General features: G+C 71.9%; 16 protein-coding genes. 4 read left to right on the top strand and 12 right to left on the bottom strand.

The window, feature by feature from the left end:
* Positions 1–73: 73 nt before the first annotated feature.
* A complete protein-coding gene (locus BLT99_RS04210; RefSeq protein ID WP_092669532.1) occupies positions 74–1,213 on the top strand; it encodes a glutamate--cysteine ligase in 1,140 nt (379 codons plus the stop codon).
* Between the two features lie 9 nt (positions 1,214–1,222).
* On the opposite strand, the gene BLT99_RS04205 is transcribed toward BLT99_RS04210, so the two are convergent.
* The 5 genes from BLT99_RS04205 to BLT99_RS04185 form a co-directional block, all read right to left on the bottom strand.
* Positions 1,223–2,656, bottom strand: a complete 1,434-nt coding sequence (locus BLT99_RS04205; RefSeq protein ID WP_092669530.1) for a GH1 family beta-glucosidase — start codon at positions 2,654–2,656, stop codon at positions 1,223–1,225.
* A gap of 13 nt (positions 2,657–2,669) precedes the next feature.
* Positions 2,670–4,253 (bottom strand): signal recognition particle protein, encoded by a 1,584-nt coding sequence (ffh, locus tag BLT99_RS04200; RefSeq protein ID WP_092669529.1) that lies wholly within the window; start codon positions 4,251–4,253, stop codon positions 2,670–2,672.
* 47 nt (positions 4,254–4,300) lie between these two features.
* Positions 4,301–4,789, bottom strand: coding sequence for a hypothetical protein (locus BLT99_RS04195; protein ID WP_092669528.1), 489 nt, complete (start codon positions 4,787–4,789; stop codon positions 4,301–4,303).
* A 17-nt stretch (positions 4,790–4,806) separates the two neighbouring features.
* Entirely contained in the window at positions 4,807–5,682 is an 876-nt protein-coding gene (gene ftsY / locus BLT99_RS04190; protein WP_092669527.1) for a signal recognition particle-docking protein FtsY, read from the bottom strand.
* A gap of 68 nt (positions 5,683–5,750) precedes the next feature.
* Positions 5,751–6,947 (bottom strand): hypothetical protein, encoded by a 1,197-nt coding sequence (locus BLT99_RS04185; protein WP_092669526.1) that lies wholly within the window; start codon positions 6,945–6,947, stop codon positions 5,751–5,753.
* Positions 6,948–7,114: 167 nt separating this feature from the next.
* Here BLT99_RS04185 and BLT99_RS04180 point away from each other — a divergent pair, with 167 nt between their 5' ends.
* A complete protein-coding gene (locus BLT99_RS04180; RefSeq protein ID WP_092669525.1) occupies positions 7,115–8,083 on the top strand; it encodes a TIGR03885 family FMN-dependent LLM class oxidoreductase in 969 nt (322 codons plus the stop codon).
* Entirely contained in the window at positions 8,080–9,744 is a 1,665-nt protein-coding gene (locus BLT99_RS04175; protein WP_092669524.1) for an alpha-amylase family protein, read from the top strand. Before BLT99_RS04180 ends, BLT99_RS04175 begins: the two co-directional genes overlap by 4 nt.
* Before the next feature lie 16 nt (positions 9,745–9,760).
* On the opposite strand, the gene smc is transcribed toward BLT99_RS04175, so the two are convergent.
* A complete protein-coding gene (gene smc / locus BLT99_RS04170; RefSeq protein WP_092675600.1) occupies positions 9,761–13,282 on the bottom strand; it encodes a chromosome segregation protein SMC in 3,522 nt (1,173 codons plus the stop codon).
* Between the two features lie 157 nt (positions 13,283–13,439).
* Here smc and BLT99_RS04165 point away from each other — a divergent pair, with 157 nt between their 5' ends.
* On the top strand, positions 13,440–14,585 hold the full coding sequence (locus BLT99_RS04165) for a GNAT family N-acetyltransferase (RefSeq protein WP_092669523.1): 1,146 nt from the start codon (positions 13,440–13,442) through the stop codon (positions 14,583–14,585).
* Here BLT99_RS04165 and mutM read toward each other — a convergent pair.
* The 6 genes from mutM to BLT99_RS04135 are packed head-to-tail and all read right to left on the bottom strand — an operon-like array spanning position 14,518 to position 20,675.
* Positions 14,518–15,444 carry a bifunctional DNA-formamidopyrimidine glycosylase/DNA-(apurinic or apyrimidinic site) lyase gene (gene mutM / locus BLT99_RS04160; RefSeq protein ID WP_092669522.1) on the bottom strand — a complete coding sequence of 309 codons (927 nt, stop codon included), beginning with the start codon at positions 15,442–15,444 and terminating at the stop codon, positions 14,518–14,520. The two genes, BLT99_RS04165 and mutM, sit on opposite strands and share 68 nt — an antisense overlap.
* A gap of 1 nt (position 15,445) precedes the next feature.
* A complete protein-coding gene (gene rnc, locus BLT99_RS04155; RefSeq protein ID WP_092669521.1) occupies positions 15,446–16,156 on the bottom strand; it encodes a ribonuclease III in 711 nt (236 codons plus the stop codon).
* Between the two features lie 28 nt (positions 16,157–16,184).
* Positions 16,185–16,388, bottom strand: a complete 204-nt coding sequence (gene rpmF, locus BLT99_RS04150) for a 50S ribosomal protein L32 (RefSeq protein WP_092669520.1) — start codon at positions 16,386–16,388, stop codon at positions 16,185–16,187.
* A 9-nt stretch (positions 16,389–16,397) separates the two neighbouring features.
* Positions 16,398–16,961, bottom strand: a complete 564-nt coding sequence (locus tag BLT99_RS04145) for a YceD family protein (RefSeq protein ID WP_229724673.1) — start codon at positions 16,959–16,961, stop codon at positions 16,398–16,400.
* 11 nt (positions 16,962–16,972) lie between these two features.
* Positions 16,973–19,315 (bottom strand): transglutaminase family protein, encoded by a 2,343-nt coding sequence (locus BLT99_RS04140; RefSeq protein ID WP_092669519.1) that lies wholly within the window; start codon positions 19,313–19,315, stop codon positions 16,973–16,975.
* A complete protein-coding gene (locus tag BLT99_RS04135) occupies positions 19,305–20,675 on the bottom strand; it encodes a DUF58 domain-containing protein (RefSeq protein ID WP_092669518.1) in 1,371 nt (456 codons plus the stop codon). Before BLT99_RS04135 ends, BLT99_RS04140 begins: the two co-directional genes overlap by 11 nt.

Below are 20,675 nucleotides of genomic sequence, written 5' to 3'. Positions count from 1 at the left end.
TTCGCAACCCCGAGCCGATGCGGCCCCGTGCGATGATTGCCGCAGATTCCCGCTCGACCCGACGGAGGCGACCATGCCGATCGAGTTCGCACGGTCCGAGCGCTCGACCGTGGGCATCGAGTGGGAGATCGCCATCGTCGACCGGGCGAGCGGCCAGCTCGCGTCCGTGGGCGATCGGGTGCTCGCCGAGCTCGCCGGATCCGACGGCACGCCGCATCCATGGATCACCTCGGAGCTGCTCACCAACACCGTGGAGCTCGTAAGCGGCGTCCACCATCACGTGGCGGGCGCGGTCGACGACCTCACCGGGCAGGTCGCCGAAGTGCGCGCCGTGCTCGACCGCCTGGGCGAGTACGAACTCATCTGCAGCGGTTCGCATCCCTACAGCCAGTGGTACGACCAGCACCTCACAGACAAGGCCCGCTACCACAAGCTCATCGAGCGCACGCGCTGGTGGGGGCGCAACATGATGATCTGGGGCATCCACGTCCACGTCGGCATCGAGGAGCGCGACAAGGCACTGCCGATCCTCGACGGGATGCTCGCCTTCGTGCCGCATCTCCAGGCGTTGTCGGCATCCAGCCCCTACTGGGCCGGCGTCGAGACCGGCTACGCCTCGAACCGCGCGCTCATGTTCCAGCAGTTGCCCACGGCCGGACTGCCCTATCCGCTCCCCGACTGGGGCGCGTACGAGCGCTACGTCGACGACCTCGTGCGCACCGGTGTCATCGAGGACCACACCGAGGTGCGCTGGGACATCCGGCCGTCGCCGCGCTGGGGCACGGTCGAGGTGCGAGTCTGCGACGGCGTGTCGTCCGCCGACGAGATCGGCGCCATCGCGGCCCTCATCCAGTGCCTGGTCGAATGGATGTCGGGCCGGCTCGACGCCGGCGAGACGCTTCCGGTGCTGCAGCCGTGGTACGTGCGCGAGAACAAGTGGCGGGCGGCTCGCTACGGCATGGACGCCGAGGTCATCACGGACGTCGCAGGAACCGAGCGGCCCGTCGCCGACGACCTCGCCGACCTGGTCGACACGCTGTCCCCGATCGCCGACCGCCTCGGCTGCCGTCAGGAGCTCGAGCGCGTGCGACGGACGATCGAGGGCGGTGCGGGCTACCAGCGCCAATTGGCCGTCGCCGCCGAGCACGACGGCGACCTCACCGCGGTCGTCGCGCACCTCGCGCGCGAGCTCCGGGAGGGCACCGGCCGCTGAGCGCCGCAGCTACGCGGGGATCCGGCGCGTCCGGATCAGTTCGGAGAACCAGCGCGCACTCGCCTTCGGCAGCCGCTCGAGCGTGTCGTAGTCGACGCGCACGATGCCGAAGCGCTTCGAGTAGCCGTACCCCCACTCGAAGTTGTCCATGAGCGACCACACCTGGTAGCCGCGCAGGTCGACGCCGCGGGCCATGGCCCGGTGCGCGGCGGTGAAATGCCGGCGGAGGTAGTCGATGCGGTCGTGGTCGTCGACCTGCGGGCCGTCGGCGCCGTCGGTGACGACGTCGTCGAAGGCGGCGCCGTTCTCAGTCACCATGAGCGGCACCTCGGGGTAGGCGCCGTGCAGTGCCACCAGGAGGTCCTCGAGGCCCGACGGGTCGATGTTCCAGCCCATCGCGGTGTAGGGCCCGGGCTGCTCGAGGAACTCGACGTGCTCGGACCCGGGCCACGGCGTGCCGCCCATGTCCTTGTGCCCGTCGGCGTTCACGCGCGGCGAGACGCCGTCCCACATCCGCACCGTGACGGTCGAGTAGTAGTTGACGCCGAGCAGGTCGATGGGCTGGGCGATCAGCTCGGTGTCGCCGGGCTTGACGAACGCCCAGTCGGTGACCGCGGCCGTGTCCGCGATGACGTCCTCGGGATAGCCGTCGCCGAAGATCGGACCGAGGAACACCCGGTTCGCGAGCCCATCGATCCGCCGCGCGGCCTCGTGGCCGGTCTCGCCGGACGGGCGGATGACGTGGAGGTTCAACGTGATCGAGAACCCGGGGTCGTTGGTCACCACCTCGCGCAGCGCGCGGACCGCGAGTCCGTGCGCGAGGTTGAGGTGATGCACGGCGGCCAGCGCCTTGGCGCCGTCCATGAGCCCCGGTGCGTGCGCTCCGGACCCGTACCCGAGGTAGGAGGAGCACCACGGTTCGTTGAGCGTCGTCCACACGGAGACGCGGTCGCCGAGCCGCTCCCCCATGATGCGCGCGTACTCGGCGAACGCGTCGGCCGTCGCCCGGTTGGTCCAACCACCCTCGTCCTCGAGTGCCTGCGGGAGGTCCCAGTGGTACAGCGTCGCGATGGGGCGGATGCCGCGGGCGATGAGCCCGTCGACGAGGCGCTCGTAGAACGCGAGCCCGGCCTCGTTCGCGGGCCCGCGTCCGGTCGGCTGGATGCGCGGCCACGCGATCGAGAACCGGTACGCCTCGAGTCCGAGCTCGGCCATCAGGTCGAGGTCGGACTCCCAGCGGTGGTAGTGGTCGCACGCGACGTCGCCGGTGTCGCCGTTCCAGACCTTGCCGGGCGTGTGGCTGAACGTGTCCCAGATCGACGGTCCGCGGCCGTCCTCGCGCGCGGCACCCTCGATCTGGTACGACGCCGTCGCGGAACCCAGGAGGAAGTCGGGGGCGAACTCGAGGCCCGAATCGCGGTAGTCGGCGTTGCCGGTGGTCATCGTGCGCTCCGTCTCAGCGGCCGAGGAACTTCTGGAGTGCGGCGAGCTCCTCTTCGCTCGGCGCACCCTTCGCGCCGTCGCCGCCCAGGCCGAAGCCCGATCCGGCGGGCGCGTTCGAGGCGCCGGCCGGCGAGACGCCGGACGCGATCGCGGCGTTCTCGGCGGCGCGCTTGGCCGGGTTGCCCGAGCGCGAGCCCGACGACTTCTTCTTGCCCTTGGCGGCCTGGCGCTTGCCGCCGCCGTACGTGCCGACGCCCGGGATCGGCCCCATGCCCGGGACCTGCGGCACGCCGCCGCGAGCGACGGTCTTCATCATCTTCGCGGCCTGCTCGAACCGCTGCACGAGCTGGTTCACGTCGGTCACGGTCATGCCCGAGCCCTTGGCGATGCGCAGACGCCGCGACCCGTTGAGCAGCTTGGGATTGCGCCGCTCCGCGACCGTCATCGACTGGATGATCGCCTCGGTGCGCACGATCTCGCGCTCGTCGAAGTTCTCGAGCTGCTGCTTCATGCCACCCGCGCCCGGCAGCATGCCGAGCATCTTCTTGATCGAGCCCGCACCGCGCAGCTGCTGCATCTGCTTGAGGAAGTCCTCGAGCGTGAACTGCTCGGTCGCGAGCTTCTCGGCGACCTTGAGCGCCTCTTCCTCGTCGAAGGCCTGCTGGGCCTGCTCGATGAGCGTGAGGATGTCGCCGAGGTCGAGGATGCGGCTCGCCATGCGGTCGGGGTGGAACGGCTCGAAGTCGTCGAGCCCCTCACCCGTGGAGGCGAAGATGATCGGCCGGCCGGTGACGGAGGCCACGGAGAGCGCGGCGCCGCCACGTGCGTCGCCGTCGAGCTTGGAGAGCACCACGCCGGTGAAGTCGACGCCGTCCTGGAAGGCCTTGGCGGTGACCACCGCGTCCTGGCCGATCATCGCGTCGATGACGAACAGCACCTCGTCGGGGTTCGTCGCCTTGCGGATATCGGCGGCCTGCTTCATCATCTCGGCATCGACACCGAGGCGGCCGGCGGTGTCGATGATGACCACGTCGTGCTGGGCGCGCTGGGCCTGCGCCACCGCGTCCTTCGCGACGCGCACGGGATCGCCCACCCCGTTTCCGGGCTCGGGGGCGAACACCTGCACTCCGGCCTGCCCGCCGACGACCTGGAGCTGGTTGACCGCGTTCGGACGCTGCAGGTCGGCGGCGACGAGCAGCGGCGTGTGGCCGTCCTTCTTGAGCCACTTGGCGAGCTTGCCCGCGAGCGTGGTCTTGCCGGCGCCCTGGAGGCCCGCGAGCATGATGACCGTCGGCGGGGTCTTGGCGAACTGCAGGCGGCGCTGCTGCCCGCCGAGGATGCCGACGAGCTCCTCGTTGACGATCTGCACCACCTGCTGCGCGGGGTTCAGCGCCCGGTTCACCTCGTCGCCGAGCGCGCGCTCGCGCACGGTCGCGGTGAACGACTTCACGACGTCGAGCGAGACGTCGGCGTCGAGCAGCGCGCGCCGGATCTCGCGGACGGTGCCGTCGACGTCGGATGCGGAGAGCTTGCCCTTGGTGCGGAGGTTCTTGAACGTCTCGGTGAGACGGTCAGACAGGGTCCCGAACGTTGCCATAGTGGGCAGAAGTCTACTTGGCCCGGAAGGGCACCCGGTGTGCGCCCCTACGCGTCGTGGCGGACGTCGACGATCTCGCGCCCGATGTCGATCGTGGCGACCAGGCGGGCGTCGACGTCCTCGGGCGCGAGACCGTACTCGAACTCCGCGAACGTCTCGCCGTCGCGGTCGGCGTCGGGGCGGAGGTCGACGCGCACGAGCGAGAGGGATCGCAACGCGTCGATGTCCCGGTCGCCGGAGTCGCGCGTGATGGCGTCGGCTGCGGCATCCGCTTCATCGCCCTCGCCGTCGAGCACCGCCCGCAGGAAGCGCACGACCGGCGACGCGGACGAGTCGAGCTGGCCGACGAAGAGCGTTCGCAGCTCGTCGTCGACGAGCTCGAGCTCGCCGATCAGGGTCGCCGCGGCGTCGAGGGCCGCGGTCGAGACGAGGTCGGCATCGGCGTCGAGCACGACCTCGACGTCCTGGTCGGCGTACTGGAACCGCTCGGACCAGTAATCGCCGACGAGCCCGAAGTAGTCGTGTTCCATCGACATGCGCCCTCCCCCTCCCGTCAGCCGACGAGCTTCTGGGCGAACACGTGCGGCGTGAACCCCGTCAGGTCGTTGATGCCCTCGCCCTGCCCGATCAGCTTGATCGGCAGGCCCGTCTTCTCCTGCACGGCGATCACGAACCCGCCCTTCGCGGAGCCGTCGAGCTTGGTGAGCACGAGGCCGGTGACGCCCCCGTGCTCGATGAACGCCTCGGCCTGCGCGAGCCCGTTCTGGCCGGTCGTCGCGTCGAGCACGAGCAGCACCTCGCTGATGGGCGCCTGCTTCTCGACGACGCGCTTGATCTTCGAGAGCTCGTCCATGAGGCCGCCCTTGGTGTGCAGTCGCCCGGCGGTGTCGATGATGACGATCTCGGTTCCCGTGGCCTTCGCGTACTCGATGGTCTGGAAGGCGACCGACGCGGGGTCCTGGCCTTCGCGCTCGGGACGCACCACCTGGGCGCCGGCGCGCTCGGCCCACGTGGCGAGCTGCTCGACCGCTGCGGCGCGGAACGTGTCGGCCGCGCCCACGACGACGCTGCGGCCGTACGTGCGGAGGAACCGCGCGAACTTGCCGATCGTGGTGGTCTTGCCGACGCCGTTCACGCCGACGACGAGGACGACTGCGGGGCGCTCGGTGAGCTTGAGCGTCGGGTCGTACTTCGAGAGCCGTTCCTCGACGAGCTCGCGCAGCATCCGCTGGACATCGCGCGGGTCGGTCGTCTTGTACCGCTCGACCTGCGCCTTGATGCGGTCGACGATCTCCTCGGTCACGGCTGGTCCGAAATCGGCGCGGATGAGGGCCGACTCGAGGTCGTCCCAGGTGTCCTCGTCGATGGTCCTCGCGCCGAACACGTTGCGGAGGGCCGCGCCGAGCGACCACGATGCGCGTTCTGCCATGCCGTCCAGCCTACGGGCGATGCGGATGGCGCGAACTCACGCCGCGTCGGGTGCCGACCCTCCGGTCATCACGGCACCACCTGCAACGCCGACTTCGCGATCACCTGCTCGAGGACACCTCGGGGGTCCGCCTTCCGGCACTCGACGGAGATGATGAAGCCGAAGCCGGGCTGCACGAGCGCCCGCGCAGCGGTGACCGTACCCCCTCGGCCGTCCGCCTCCTCGTACAGACGGGCGCCGGCGAGGTCGTTGCCGGGGACACCGAGTGCGATCCCGCCGTCCTCCGCCGCGTCGGTCACCTCCTCAAAGGGGAGGTCGAGCCACACCGCGAGCAGTTCGTCACTCGCCGTCCGGTCCTCGCCGGAGGCGCGCGTTTCGGGGGTGAGAAGATTCTGCTCGAAATCAACCAGGCAGTCGCCGTCGTTCGCGCGGTACTGCCACGACCCGTCGTTCCCAGCGCCTTCGTCGAGCGTCCACGAAGGATCGGTGGTGAGTGCGCCGTCGACCCACGCTGCCGCGGACGTCTCGATCAGCTCGTCGCCCGCGTCGAAGTCGAGGGTGTCGACGACGTTCCAGTCCGCTCGGCCGATGCCGACGACCGAGCCATCCGGTCCGGCGACCTCGGCGAGATGGTCGAACAAGTCCTGGCTGCTCGCCCCGGTCATCCCTCCGGGTTCGCACTCGAGCCGGATGATCATGGCCGTGTCGAGGGCGCCGAGGACTCGCGCCGCGGCGAGCCAGGCGCCGCCGTCGCTTCGCGACCCGCCGAGGACGCGGAATTCGATGGTCATGTCGCGGCCGACGACGGGGTATGGCACGTCGGACCCGTTCTCGGCGATGGCTTCAGCAGGGATTCCCACGACCTGAGAGAAGTACTGGTCCGACAACGCGCGGTCATCCAGCGAGAGGTCGAGCCCGTCGAGCGAGCCGAACTGGTGCGACCGCGTGCTGACGCATCCCTGGTCGTCGAGGTGGACCTCCTCCCAATCGTCGCGCTGATGCACGACCGCATAGCCGTGCGCCATGTCAGCGGGGACGACATGCCAGCCCGCGATCCAGACCGCTGGGTCGAGGTCGGCTCCCGCCTCGAACGTCAGGACGTCGGGAAGCGGGTTCGCGTCCGGGGTCGGTTCGAACGGGGGCGCCGTCGACTCCTCCGGTTGGGACGGACTCGTGGTCTCCGCCACAGATCCGGCGGAACAGCCTGCGAGCGCGGCCACGACGATGGTGCTCACGAGCCACGGGAGCCACTTCTCGTCCGCCATGGGCGGATCATCCCACCGCAGCCGCCTCCCGCGACATCCCCCCGTACGGGGCTGCGGATACGCGATCAGGCCGCGCGCACGCGGATACCCGGGCCCGCGAAGCCTCGCAAGGCCTTGCCGCCAAGCCGGGCCTCGGGAAGCATCGGCCGCGACGGAAGGAGACCCCCATGCCCCTCGTCGGATTCCACGCGTCGCACGAGCAGCTTCCTCCGAGCGCGCTCCTCGACGCCGTCGTGCAGGCCGAGCAGGCCGGGTTCGAGGCCGCCATGTGCAGCGACCATTGGGCGCCCTGGAGTGTCCGGCAGGGCCACTCCGGCTACGCCTGGAGCTGGCTCGGCGCTGCCCTGCAGGCGACCTCGTTCACGCTCGGGGTCGTGACGGCGCCCGGCCAGCGCTACCACCCGGCCGTCGCTGCGCAGAAGATCGCGACGCTCGGCGAGATGTTCCCGGAGCGGTTCTGGGCCGCCCTCGGCAGCGGCGAGCGCATGAACGAGCACATCACCGGCGATCCGTGGCCCGACAAGGACACGCGCGACCGGCGGCTCGCCGAGTCGATCGACGTGATCCGGCGCCTGCTGGCCGGCGAGCAGGTCGACCAGGACGGCATCGTGCCGGTGCACGAGGCACGGCTCTGGACGCGGCCCGACGCCCCGCCGGCACTGCTCGCCGCCGCGGTCTCCCCCGAGACCGCGGTCGAGACCGCCGGCTGGGCCGACGGCGTCATCACGGTCGACCAGGACCGTGCCGCGCTCCGCGACTTCATGCAGGCCTACCGCGAGGCGGGCGGACGCGGCCCGATCTGCGTGCAGGTGCACCTCAGCTGGGCGCCCACCGACGAGCAGGCCGTGGCGATCGCGCACGACCAGTGGCGGCAGAGCCTGGTCCCCGCCCACGAGGCGTGGGAGCTCGAGCAGCCCGAGGACTTCGACCGTCGCACGGCGGACGCGACCCCCGAGAAGGTCGCGACGACGCTGCTCGCGACATCCGACACCGGCCGTCATCGCGACGCGCTGCTCGAGCTCGCCGACACGGGCGTCGACCGCATCTACCTGCACCACGTCGGCCAGGAGCAGCGCGGGTTCATCGATACGTTCGCCGAGCACGTCCTGCCCGAGCTCACGGCGGTGGGGCGATGAGGATCACGGACCGCAGCGACCTCTGGTGGAAGACCGCGGTGGTCTACTGCCTCGACGTCGAGAAGTACCTCGACTGGAACGACGACGGCGTGGGCGACTTCGAGGGGCTCGCCCACCGCCTCGACCACCTCGCGGGGCTGGGCGTGAGCTGCCTGTGGCTCATGCCGTTCCAGCCGTCTCCGCGCCGCGACGACGGATACGACATCACCGACTTCCTGACGGTCGACCCCCGGCTCGGCTCCCTCGGCGACTTCGTCGAGTTCATGCGGACGGCCCGGGACCGCGGGATGCGCGTCATCATCGACTTCGTCATGAACCACACGTCCGACCAGCACCCCTGGTTCCGCGAGGCGAGGCGCAGCCGCGAGTCGCGCTTCCGCGACTTCTACGTCTGGCGCGACGAACCGCCCGCGAAGCAGCAGGAGGTCGTCTTCCCGGGCGAGGAGTCGAGCGTGTGGGAGTACGACGAGCGCACCGACCAGTACTACCTGCACAGCTTCTACCGTCACCAGCCCGACCTCAACATCGCGAACCCGAGGGTTCGCGACGAGATCGCGAAGACCATGGGGTTCTGGCTCGAACTCGGCGTCTCGGGGTTCCGCGTCGACGCAGTGCCGTTCCTCATCGAACCGCCCGCCGGAGTCGACGTCGGCGATCCGCACGAGTTCCTCCGCGACATCCGTCGCTACCTGCAGCGCAGGTCGAGCGAGGCGATCATGCTCGGCGAGGTGAACCTGCCGTACGCCGGGCAGGTCGAGTTCTTCGGGCACGTCGACAAGCCCGCCGAGCTCGCCCTGCAGTTCGACTTCCCGGCCATGCAGCGCATGTACCTGTCGTTCGCACGCGAGGACGCGACCCCGCTCGCGGAGACGCTGGCGTCGCGACCGGAGCTGCGGATCGAGGCGCAATGGGCCAATTTCGTTCGCAACCACGACGAGCTGACCCTCGACCAGCTGAGCGACGACGAGCGCGAGGAGGTGTTCGACGCGTTCGCGCCCGAGGAGGACCAGCGCATCTACGGCCGGGGCATCGCCCGACGCCTGCCGCCGATGGTCGACGGCGACCCGCGCCGCGTCGAACTCGCGTACAGCCTGCTGTTCTCCCTGCCGGGCACGCCGGTGCTGTTCTACGGCGAGGAGATCGGCATGGGCGAGAACCCCGACCTCGGGGGGCGCATGGCCATGCGGTCGCCCATGCAGTGGTCGACCGAGGCGAACGGCGGGTTCTCGCGGGCTCCCGCACGCAAGCTCGTGGCGAAGCCGCCGACCGACGGGTACGCGCCGGAGCACGTCAACGTCGAGTCGCAGATGCACGACGAGGGCTCGCTGCTCGCGAAGATCCGGGTCTTCGCGCACCGGTTCCGGAGCTCGCCCGAGATCGGCTGGGGCCGGTTCGAACTGCTCGAGACCCGCGAACGGTCGGTGCTGGCGCATCGTCTCTCGGCCGACGTCGGCAGCTTCATCGCGGTGCACAACTTCGCCGCTCGGCCCGTCACCGTCGAGCTCGCCCTCGGCGAGGTGCCCGAGCAGGCGCGACTGTCCGACCTGCTGTCCGAGAACGTGGTCCCGATCGACGAGCGAGGCCGGGCCGAGGTGGAACTCGGCGCGTACGGGTACCGCTGGTTCCGCATCGTCGATTCCCGCGACCGCCGGCTCACCTGAGCCGTCGGGTTCGACGTCAGCTCGCCTTCGCCTCGAGCTCCTCGCGCACGCGCTGCCCCACGACCGCCGACACGCCGTCCTGGCGCATCGAGACGCCGTACAGCGCGTCGGCGATCTCCATCGTGCGCTTCTGGTGCGTGATGACGATGAGCTGGCTCGACTCGCGCAGGTCCTCGAACGTCGTGAGGAGGCGGCCGAGGTTCGCGTCGTCGAGCGCCGCCTCGACCTCGTCCATGATGTAGAACGGGCTCGGCCGCGCCTTGAAGATCGCGAGCAGCAGGGCGACGGCCGCGAGCGATCGCTCGCCGCCCGAGAGCAGCGACAGCCGCTCGATCTTCTTGCCGGCCGGCTTCACGCTCACCTCGATGCCGGTCGTGAGGAGGTCGTCGGGGTTCGTGAGCGAGATGCGGCCCTCGCCGCCCGGGAAGAGCACGGGGAAGACCTCGGTGAACGCGGCGCGCGTGTCCTCGAACGCGGCGCGGAAGATCGACTCCATGCGCCCGTCGATCTCCTCGATGATCGTGAGGAGATCCTTGCGGGTGTTCGCCAGGTCGGTGAGCTGCTCGGTCAGGAACTGGTGGCGCTGCTCGAGCGCCGCGAACTCCTCGAGGGCGAGCGGGTTGACACGGCCGAGCTGGGCGAGCTTGCGCTCGGCCGCCTGGAGGCGCTTCTGCTGGTCGGCGCGCTCGAAGGGCCGCGGCTCGGCGTCGGCATCGCCGTCGACCGGGATCGGCTGGTCGGGCCCGTACTCGGCGATGAGGACGTCCTCGCCGAGGCCGAGCTCGCTCTCGGCGCGCTCGACCAGCGAGGCGACGTGGAGCTTCTTCTCGTAGATGCGCAGCTCGAGGCCGTGCACGTCCTCCGTGACGGCGTGCAGGCGTTCGCGAACGGATGCCTCGGCGCGCCGCGCGGCCTGGACCTCCTCGTTGCGGCTCGCCCGCTCGGCCTCGGCCGCCGCGAGTGCGACGCGCGCCTCGGCGACGGACGCACCGATCGACGCGAGCACGGGCGGGAGCGCCTCGGCGACCCGCATCGCCGACGCGAGTTGCGCGCGGCGGACGACGGCCCGGCGAGCGGCCTCCTCGGCCGCGCGCCGTTCGGCGTCGTGCTGGCGCTCCATCGCGGCGATCCGCACCTCTTCCGCACGGACGCGCTCGCGCGCGGTCTCGAGCCGCAGGCGTGCCTCGACTTCGCTCTCGCGCGCACGCTCGAGCGCGCCGAGCGCGCCGTCGCGCCGCTCGGCCTCGAGCACGGGTCGCGGCTCGGACCTCGCCGCCTCGAGGTCGGCCTTGGCGTCCGCTGCGGCCCGGTCGGCCTCGGCGATCCGCTCCTCGGCGGTGCGCAGCGCTTCGGCGAGGCGCTCGGTCTCGCCGGCGGCGGCCTCGGCCTGCACGCGAGCCCGGTTGAGTGCCTCGGTGCGTTGGGCGAGCTTCGCGTCGAACTCCCGGAGCGCGGCGAGCGCCAGCTTGGACCGCTCCTTCGCGTGCTCGGCGAGGCCGCGCTGCTCGTCGAGGTCGAACCGCGCGCGCTCGATGTCGGCGCGGACCTCCTCGAGACGGGCCTGGGCGCGGTCGCGCTCGGCGAGCAGCTCGATGCGGCTCTGCGTGCGGCCGGAGCCGCCGCGCACGACGTAACGGCCGACCACCGTGCCGTCGCGCGTGATCACGGTCGCGGGCCGATCGAGCGCGGCCAGCCCGGGCTCCGCGACGCGCACCGCGTCGAGGTCGTCGGCGATGAGCACCTCGCCCAGCAGGCCGAGCACCCCGGATGGCGCGCCCACGACGTCGACCGCCGCGACCAGACCGGGCACCGCGAGCGCAGGCGGCGTGGCGCGACCGGGTTCCGCGATGGCGAGCGCCACGCGACCGAGATCGCCGTCCATCGCGGCCGAGACCGCGCGCAGGGCCGCATCGCGGTCGTCGACGAGGACCGACTCGGCCAGCGAGCCGAGCGCCGAGGCGATGGCCGCCTCGTATCCCGGTTCGACGCGCAGGTGCTCCGCGAGCAGCCCGCGCACGCCCGGGGTGCCGGAGGCGACGAGGGCCGCCGACCCGTCCTTCTGGTCGAGTGCGAGCGAGAGCGCCCCGACGCGCGCCCCGAGGGCATCGCGCTCGCGCTCGCGCTCGTGGAGTGCCTCGCGGAGCCGCTCGATCTCGGACTCGGCGTCGAAGACCGCGGCTTGGGCGAGTTCGTACGCCTCGTCGAGGTCGGTTTCCGCGCTCGGATCGGCATCGGACTCGGCTTCGACGCGTACGAGCTCGGCGGCGGCCGCCTCGCGCCGCAGCACCGCGGCATCGAGCGCATTGCGGTGCCGCAGCACCTCGCCGCGCACCGCCGCGAGCTTCGAGGCCGCCGCATCCGCGCGACCGGCGAGCTGCGACGCGCGCAGGTCGTAGGCGCTCACCCGCGCGGCCTGCGCCGCGATCTCCTCGTCGACGGCGTCGAGCACCGTCCTCGCCTCGCGCGTTGCGGACGCCGCCTGCTCGAGCCCTAACGCGGCGTCGCCGACGGTCTCGCGAATGCCCTCGAGTTCGGCGCGCGCGGCATCGATGTCGGCGCGCGTGAGCGTGGGCGCGGCCTCGGTGCCCTCATCGGCCGCCGAGAGCAGCGCGATCCGCTGTCGGGCGAGCGAATCGAGCGAGCGCAGGCGCGCCTCGGACTGCTCGAGCGCGAAGCTCACCGCACGTGCGACGTCGACCTCGTCGCCGCCGGGCGCCTGCTCGAGGCGATCAATGCGCGCCTGGTGCCGTTCGAGCTCCTGTTGCAGCACGAGGCGCTCGGCGTGGCGCTCATGCTCGGTCCGGCCCGCCGCATCGAGCGCGCGTCGCAACTCGACGACCTCGTCGGCCACGAGCCGGGCCTTCGCGTCGCGCACGACCGCGGCGATGCCGGCCGCCTCACGCGCGACCTCGGCCTGGCGTCCGAGCGGCTTGAGTTGACGTCGCAGTTCCGCCGCGAGGTCGGTCAGGCGCGTGAGGTTCGCCTGCATGGCATCGAGCTTGCGGAGCGTCTTCTCCTTGCGACGGCGGTGCTTGAGGATGCCCGCCGCCTCCTCGATGAAGCCGCGGCGGTCCTCGGGGCTCGCGTGCAGCACCTGGTCGAGCTGGCCCTGCCCGACGATGACGTGCATCTCGCGGCCGAGGCCCGAGTCGCTGAGCAGCTCCTGCACGTCGAGGAGGCGGCACTGCTCGCCGTTGATGGCGTACTCGCTGCCGCCGTTCCGGAAGAGCGTGCGCGAGATCGTGACCTCGCTGTACTCGATGGGCAGCGCGCCATCCGAGTTGTCGATCGTCAGGCTCACCTCGGCACGGCCGAGCGGGCCCCTCGTCGAGGTGCCGGCGAAGATGACGTCCTCCATCTTGCCGCCGCGCAGGGTCTTCGCGCCCTGCTCGCCCATGACCCACGCGAGCGCGTCGACGACGTTGGACTTGCCCGAGCCGTTGGGTCCGACGATGCAGGTCACCCCGGGCTCGAAGGCGAAGGTGGTCGGCTGCGCGAAGGACTTGAAGCCCTTCAGGGTGAGGCTCTTGAGGTACACGACCACCCTTCCGACTGCCGAGCGCTGCGGACTACGGTAACCGACGATCCGTCCGCGGCCGGTCGCGCTCGCCGCGCGAGCGCCGATCGGCCATTGCCGCGCGCCGGTACGCGCCGTAGGCTGGCGGGCTGCACGCACGTGGGCGAGAGGGGGCCGCGTGAGCATCGACATCCGCCCGATCGGGGTGCCCGAACGCCTGGACGGCGCCGACGGGGCCGAGCTCGGCGCATACGCCGAGCTGATCCGGCGCCTCGACGAGGAGACGCTGTCGACCGCCGACCTGAGCCGGCGACCGCGCGAACTGCTGGAGGACCTGCGCGAGTCCGACTACACGAAGCGCATCGCCTTCGGGGCGTTCGACGGCGGCCGGCTCGTCGGCTTCGCCGAGGTGCATTGGGAGCTCGACGACGAGGCCACGACCGCGTACATCCCCATGCTCGGCGTGGATGCGACCCGACGACGCGAGGGCATCGGCTCGAGGCTGCTCGCGGCGGCCGAGACGGCGGCGCGATCGGCGGGACACCCCACCACGGTGCTCTCAGCCGAGCACCTGATCGATGGCGACCCTGCCGGCACGCCGCGCGTGCGGGCGCCCCAGGGCGACGCGAGCATCGCAGCCGACGCGGCCACCGCCCGGTTCGCACACGCGCACGGCTATGCGCTCGGACAGCTCTACCGGATCAGCGCGATGGACGTCGCGGGTCGCGACGCCGAGTTCAGGGACCGCCTGGCCGCGGCGAGCGCGGCGGCGACCGACGCATACCGCGTCGTCTGCTGGACGGACCGGGCGCCCGAGGACCTCGTCGACTCGCTCGCGCACGCGCATGAGCGGATGTCCGTCGATCCTCCGGCCGGTGCCATCGCGTACGAGTTGGAACCGTGGGATGCCGCGCGGGTGCGCGATGAGGACGAGCGGTCCATCGCCTCAGGACGAACCAAGCTCACGGCCGCGGCCGTGGCACCCGACGGCGAGGTCGCGGGCTTCACCGAGCTCTCGCTCCTGCCGGACTCGCCCGCCGTCGAGCAGTGGGACACCATCGTGCTCGCACCGCACCGGGGACACCGGCTCGGCATGCGGATCAAGCTCGCCAACCTCGTCGCGCTCGGCGACCTCGACGCCGCGCGCGACCGCGTCTACACGTGGAACGCCGACGAGAACGAGCACATGCTCGCCATCAACGTGGCGCTGGGCTTCCGTCCGTTCGCGCTGGAGTCGACGTGGCAGCGACCGGCAGCTAAGCCGCCCGGCGCGGCATCCGGAGCCGCTGACACCGCGGGCAGCGGTGCGACGACCGGTTCATGAACGCCTCGCGCACGATCGGCGTGCCGCATCGCGGGCAGGGTCGGCCGGCCTGCCCGTAGGCGTTGAGCGAGTGGGCGAAGTAGCCCGACGCGCCGTTGACGTTGACGTACTGCGCGTCGAAGCTCGTGCCGCCCTCGGCGAGCGCCTTCTGCAGCACGGCCCGCACCGCCATGAGCAGTTCGCGCACACGTCGCGCGCTGAGGGTGTCGCCGGGCTGCTCGCCGTGCAGGCGCACGGCCCACAGCGCCTCGTCGGCGTAGATGTTGCCGATGCCCGAGACCAGGCTCTGGTCGAGCAGGATGCGCTTGACGGCCGACGTGCGACGACGCACCGCGGCCGAGAACGCATCGTCGCGGAAGGCCGGGTCGAACGGGTCGCGGGCGATGTGCGCGACCTGCGACGGGATCGATCGCGCCCAGGGCCCGGTGACGTCGGCGGAGAATCCCGCGACCTCGCCGTCAGCGGTCGGCAGCAGGCGATCCACCGCCATCGATCCGAAGATGCGCTGGTCGACGAAGTCGACGCGCAGCTCGCCGTGCGCCGGATGCTCGAGGTGCAGCCGGATGCGGGCGTGCCGGTCGTCGCCGGGATGGTCGGACGTGCGCAGCAGCAGCTGTCCGCTCATGCCGAGGTGGCCGACGAGTGCGTCGCCGCCGGCGAGCGGCATCCAGAGGAACTTGCCCCGGCGGACGGCCGCCTCGATGCGCTCGCCCGTGAGTCGTGCCTCGAAGTCGCCGGACGCCGCCGCGTGGCGTTTCAACGAGCGCGCGTCGAGCACCTCGACCCCCGCGATGCGAGCACCGGTGACCGCGGGCGCAAGACCGGCCCGCACGACCTCGACCTCGGGCAGCTCGGGCACGTCAGCGGTCGCTCAGGAGCGTCCACGCCTCGAGGGCTGCAGCCATCTCGGCCTGCTTCTTGCTCGAGCCCTCGCCGGACGCGGAGACGAGGTCGCCGACCGACACGGTCGCGACGAAGTGCTTGTTGTGGTCGGGCCCGCTCTCGGTGACGACGTACACGGGGGCGGGGGCGCTGCGGCGCGCCGCGATCTCCTGCAGGCTCGTCTTGGGGTCCATCGCGGCGCCGAAGCGCTCGGGATCCTTCATGAGCGGCGTGACCAGGCGCAGCACGAGGTCGGTCGCGACCTCGCCGCCGCGATCGAGGTAGACCGCGCCGATGATCGCCTCGACGGTGTCGGCGAGGATCGACGGCTTGTCGGCGCCGCCCGTCAGCGTCTCGCCCCGGCCCAGCCGGATGTAGGGTCCGAGCCCGATCGTGCGGGCGACCTCGGCGAGCGCGGCCGACGACACGAGGCTCGCGCGGCGCTTCGCCAGCTCGCCCTCGTCGAGCTCGGGGTGGTCGGTGAACAGCCGGAATGTGACGGCCTGGCCGAGGATCGAGTCGCCGAGGAACTCGAGGCGCTCGTTGGTCGGGATGCCGCCGTTCTCGTACGCGAACGACCGGTGCGTGAGTGCGAGGAGCAGGAGTTCGGGGTCGAGCTCGACGCGCAGCGTGCGCTGCAGCTCGGCGAGCTCGTCGGCCCCGGTGTCCGTACGCTCAGCGCGCCTCACGACCGGTCGTTCGGGAGTCTCGGGCCGACTAGACGTCGGCGACCTTGCGGCCCTTGTACTCGAGGAACAGCGGGGTGCCCGCCGAGTCCTCGACCACCCGCGCGCGGTGCGGGAGGCTGTAGGTGACCTTGCCGTTCTCGACGGTCTTGACGAGCGTGGGGGCCTCGGCCTTCCACTGCGAACGGCGCGCGTGGGTGTTGGCGCGTGACTTCTTCCGCTTGGGAACAGCCATGACTCTCTCTCAATCTCTCTTCTGGTCGGCGTCGGATGCAGCATCCGCGCCCTCGTCTTCGGAAGCCCTGAACCCTGCGAGCGCAGCCCATCGGGGGTCGTTCTCGACACGGGTGACGAGTTCCGGATGATCTGCCAGACGCAGCCCGGTCTCTGGGTCGAGACCTGGGCAATCCGGCCGGCACACCGGCTGGAAGGGCAGTGCCAGCACTACCGCATCTCTGATGAGCGGTTCAAGATCCACGTGGTCGTCTTGAACCTCATACTCGAAAGCTTCCCCAGAATGATACGCGAAAAGCTCTTGGAACTCGACTCGGACCGGCAGTGCGATGTCGATGAGGCACCGGCCGCACTCCCCCTCGGCCGTCGCGTCGACGTCAGCCGTGACGAGCACGCCCTCGTGCACCGACTCGAGCCGGAGGTCGATCTCGATCTCGGAGCCCTCGCGCACGCCGACGAGCCCCTCGCCGAACGGCTCGGGTGCCGGCAGGTCGAGTCGCTCCTCGCGCATCTCGCCGGGCTTGTTGAGGAGATCGCGCACGTTGACGCGGAAGGGGGTCTGCTGGACGGCCACGATCGACGATTCTACGCGCCGCGCGGGACGGCACGGCCGACCACGTCGCGTCCCGCCGCCCGCAGCGAACGCGGGAGCAGCACGGCCTCCGCTCGACGCGATGCCGGCGCGTCGGCACGCAGCGCGGCCGACGCCACGGCGAGGTCGCGCGCGAGATCGGTTCGCGCCGGCGCGTCCACGGGCGTCGCGGGACCGTAGCGTTCCCGTTCCACCGCGTCGCGGAGCCGCAGGGCGGCACCGGCCGCGGCGCCCGGCGGGTCGCCGTGCACGGCGAAGGCCGGTCGACGCATGAGCTCGGCGGTGAGCACGCGGGCCGTGCGTCGGTCGTCGACCGGCAGGCCGAGGTCGACGGCGGTCGCCGCGAACTCCCGCCACGCAGCGTCCGCGGGTTGCGGGCCGGTGCGGATGCGACGCCGTCGTCCGACGCGCAATCCCCATCGGATCGCGGCGGGCAGCAGCACGAGCCCGATCGCGAGCACGACCACGCCGGCACCGCGGAGGAAGTCCACGCGCGCCGCGAGTGCCGCGGCGTCGTCGCCGAGCGCGCTGTCGGGGTCGCCGTCGGGGCGCCCCGTGGATCCGGGCCCGGTCGACGGCGCCGTCGGCACCACGCCCTCGGTGTCCTCCCCCGCCCCGAGCCGCGAGTATCCGGGAACCGTGCCGCGGCCGGGAGTGGGCTCGAAGGGCACCCAGCCCACGCCCTCGAAGTACAGCTCGGGCCAGGCGTGCAGGTCGTGCGAGTCCACGGCGACGACCACCTCGCCGTTCTCGCGGGCATCGGTCGCGGTGCCCGCGGTGTAGCCGACCGAGATGCGCGAGGGGATGCCGATCTCACGCGCGAGCACCGCCATCGTCGACGCGAAGTGGATGCAGTACCCCTCGCCCGCCTCGAGGAACGCGGCGATGACGTCGAACCCGCCGCCGTCGTACCCGCCGGCGACCGGGGCGTCCTCGGAGTACTCGAACGACCCGCGCAAGTAGGCCTGGATGGCGACGGCGGCGTCATAGGGCGTCGGCGCGGTTCCGGCCACCTCCTGGGCGGTCTGCGCGATGATCGGCGGCAGGTCGTCGGGCAGCTCGAGCGTCGACTCGGCGACCGCGCTCGGGTCGGGTGCGCCGGCGGCGCGCAGCTGCCCGACGCTCGGCTGCACGTCGAGGTGCGTCAGCTGGTAGCGCTGCTCCAGCGTCGTGGAGTCGACGCTGCGGACGTTCAGGGAGCCGGTGTCCCAGAACCACGATCCGCGCACGCCCTCGACCTCGGCGGTCGGATACGGGAGGGGCAGCCACGCGGTGCGGACCTGCTGCGTGTCGACCGAGATCGTGCGCTGCGGCGCCAGGACGTCGTCGGCGAGGCCGTCGGGCCGCGGCAGCGTGTCGAGCGTGTGATCGCCGTCGACCGCTCGCTCACCGGCCGTCCAGACCTCGCCCTCGAGGCGCTGCACCGTGAGCAGCGTGAAGTACGGGCGGATCCCGTCGGGCGAGACGTACGTGAACGCGGGCACGGGGTCGGGACGCCGGAGGTCCCGGCCCAGCTCGAGGTACGGGCTGACCCCACGCGCGAACAGCGTTCCGGGTCCGCCGCTGCCGAGCAGGAAGCTCGTCGAGATGCTGGGCGTGGCGGCCGTGATGACGGATGCCGCGAGCAGCCCGATCGCCGCGAGGCCGAGCGATGCGCCCATCGTCGACACGATCGGGGCGCGCTTCGGCGCGATGACCATCGGCGCGTCGTCGCGCTCGTCCTCCTGGAGCAGCTCGGCGCTGCGACGCACGCGCACGTCGACCCGCAGCAGGAGCAGGTAGGCCGCGGCCGTCAGTACGAGCGCGCCCACCTCGGCGCCGGCCTCGACGAAGAGGCCGGGCACGAGCACCGGCACCAGGATCGGCACTGCCGCGAGCGCCGGGAGCCGGACCGTCTGCACGATGAGGTCGAGCAGCACCGCCACCACGCCGACGCCGACGCAGATGGCGAACACGAGGGCGGGCACCGGGATGGCCGGCACCGACTGCTGCTCGATGGTGCGGCGCGCGCCTTCGGCGAGTGCGCCGAAGGCGTCGAACGTGTCGGGCGTGGGGATGATCAGCGCGATGCTCGTCGTGCCGCCGAAGAGCAGCGTGAGCGCGAGGATCAATGCGGCGACCTCGAGCGGCGGCACGACCGAGGGCGGGGTCCGGATGGCGCGCATGCCCGCGCCGCCCCCGATCACGGCGACCGCGACGATCGCACTCGCCCACCACCATCCGCTGCCGGTGATGAGGGGCCCGAGGGCGGTCGTGGCGACGAGCAGGAGCAGGAGGGTCGCACCCGAGAGCGCGAGGCTCTGCGGCGTGGTCAGGAGGAGGCGGTCAGGACGCACCGGGACCTCCCGAGCGCGCGGCCTCGCGCGCGGAGCGCCAGGCGTCCGACCAGGCGGCAGGCAGGTCGACCGGCCGGCGCACGCGCACCACGCGCCAGTCCGCTTCCTCGAGGCGCTCGACGACGGCCGTCGAGGCGGATTCGGCGACGAACGCGATCGCGGGCTCCACGCCGGGCCGCAGTGCCACGAGCGACTCGACGGCCGCGGGCGCGGGCTCGACCAGGACGACCAGCGCCGGCATTCGCGCGTCGCGGCGTGTGCGCACCACGCGCGCCGCGGCCGCCGGATCGACCTGCCGCGGGTGCTCGCGGCGCGCGTCCCGACGCGGCGGCTCCAGCCGCGCCAGGTCCTCGAGCAGCCCGGCCTCGCCGCCGGGCGACCGGTAGCCGCCGGCTTCGGCGGCGATGGCGCGCGTGGTGACGTCGGGATCGTCGACGGGATCGAGCCGCACGCGGAAGCCGTGCGCCAGCAGGTGCACGCCGAGGGACGCCGCGATCTCGACGCCGAGCTCGAACGCGGGGTCGAGCGTCGCGCCGACACGCTCGTGCCCGCCGGCGACCGGATGGTGCGAGCGTCCGCCGAGCGCGGTATCGAGCAGCAGGCGCACCTCGGGGTCGCCGCGCTGCTCCTCGTCGCGCACCATCAGCTCGCCCCGTCGGGCCGTGGCCGCCCAGTGCACTCGGCGCATCGGGTCGCCGTAGCGGTACTCGCGGGCGATCAGTTCGTCGCTGTTGGGATGCGTGCGCTTCTGCAGCGCGTTGACCGTGCCGTCGACGCTCGCCACCACGCCCGGCTCGGTGTCGAGCGGCGTCACTCGCGGGGTGACGACGAGTTCGCGCGGCGTGCCCACGATGCGATCGATGCGGGCCAGTCCGAACGGATCGCTCACCGCGATGCTCAGCGGCCCGACGTCGAAGACGCCGCGACGAGGCGTGCGAAGCCGGTACTCGAGCCGCACGGTGTCGTCACCGGTCGGCAGCATCCCCTCGTGGCGACCGACGGCGGGAAGCACCGCCTCACCGGGCGGATGCAACGCCGGGTGCGCGAGGTCGCGCCAGTGCGCACCGTCGAACGCTCGCCGGCTGCGGTTCTGCACGCGCAGCCGCACGAGGACCGAACCGCCTGCGCCGACGATGGGCGGCTCGAACATCCGGGTGAGCGCGAGCCGGGGCGCGCGCAGTGCGAGGAAGCCCAGCGCAGCCAGCGGCATCGCCAACCCCACCGAGGCGAGCAGCATGATGTCGCGCAGGTCGAACCACAGCGCCAGCACGAACAGGGCGCCGCCGATGGCCATCAACGCGATCCCCCGCCGCGTCAGGCGCGGTCGCGCCTGGGCGCGTGCGGCGCGGACCCGCGACAT

Origin of the sequence: Agromyces flavus, assembly GCF_900104685.1 — a bacterium.
Taxonomy (GTDB): Bacteria; Actinomycetota; Actinomycetes; order Actinomycetales; family Microbacteriaceae; genus Agromyces; species Agromyces flavus.
The sequence above is the reverse complement of the archived record's forward strand: the minus strand, read 5'-3'. Positions and strand labels throughout refer to the sequence as shown.

Bases quoted from the DNA above. Each gene is read 5' to 3' on its own strand.
- BLT99_RS04210 (WP_092669532.1), top strand. From the start codon at position 74: ATGCCGATCGAGTTCGCACGGTCCGAGCGCTCGACCGTGGGCATCGAG.
- BLT99_RS04205 (WP_092669530.1), bottom strand. From the start codon at position 2,656: ATGACCACCGGCAACGCCGACTACCGCGATTCGGGCCTCGAGTTCGCC.
- ffh (WP_092669529.1), bottom strand. From the start codon at position 4,253: ATGGCAACGTTCGGGACCCTGTCTGACCGTCTCACCGAGACGTTCAAG.
- BLT99_RS04195 (WP_092669528.1), bottom strand. From the start codon at position 4,789: ATGTCGATGGAACACGACTACTTCGGGCTCGTCGGCGATTACTGGTCC.
- ftsY (WP_092669527.1), bottom strand. From the start codon at position 5,682: ATGGCAGAACGCGCATCGTGGTCGCTCGGCGCGGCCCTCCGCAACGTG.
- BLT99_RS04185 (WP_092669526.1), bottom strand. From the start codon at position 6,947: ATGGCGGACGAGAAGTGGCTCCCGTGGCTCGTGAGCACCATCGTCGTG.
- BLT99_RS04180 (WP_092669525.1), top strand. From the start codon at position 7,115: ATGCCCCTCGTCGGATTCCACGCGTCGCACGAGCAGCTTCCTCCGAGC.
- BLT99_RS04175 (WP_092669524.1), top strand. From the start codon at position 8,080: ATGAGGATCACGGACCGCAGCGACCTCTGGTGGAAGACCGCGGTGGTC.
- rpmF (WP_092669520.1), bottom strand. From the start codon at position 16,388: ATGGCTGTTCCCAAGCGGAAGAAGTCACGCGCCAACACCCACGCGCGC.
- BLT99_RS04135 (WP_092669518.1), bottom strand. From the start codon at position 20,675: ATGTCGCGGGTCCGCGCCGCACGCGCCCAGGCGCGACCGCGCCTGACG.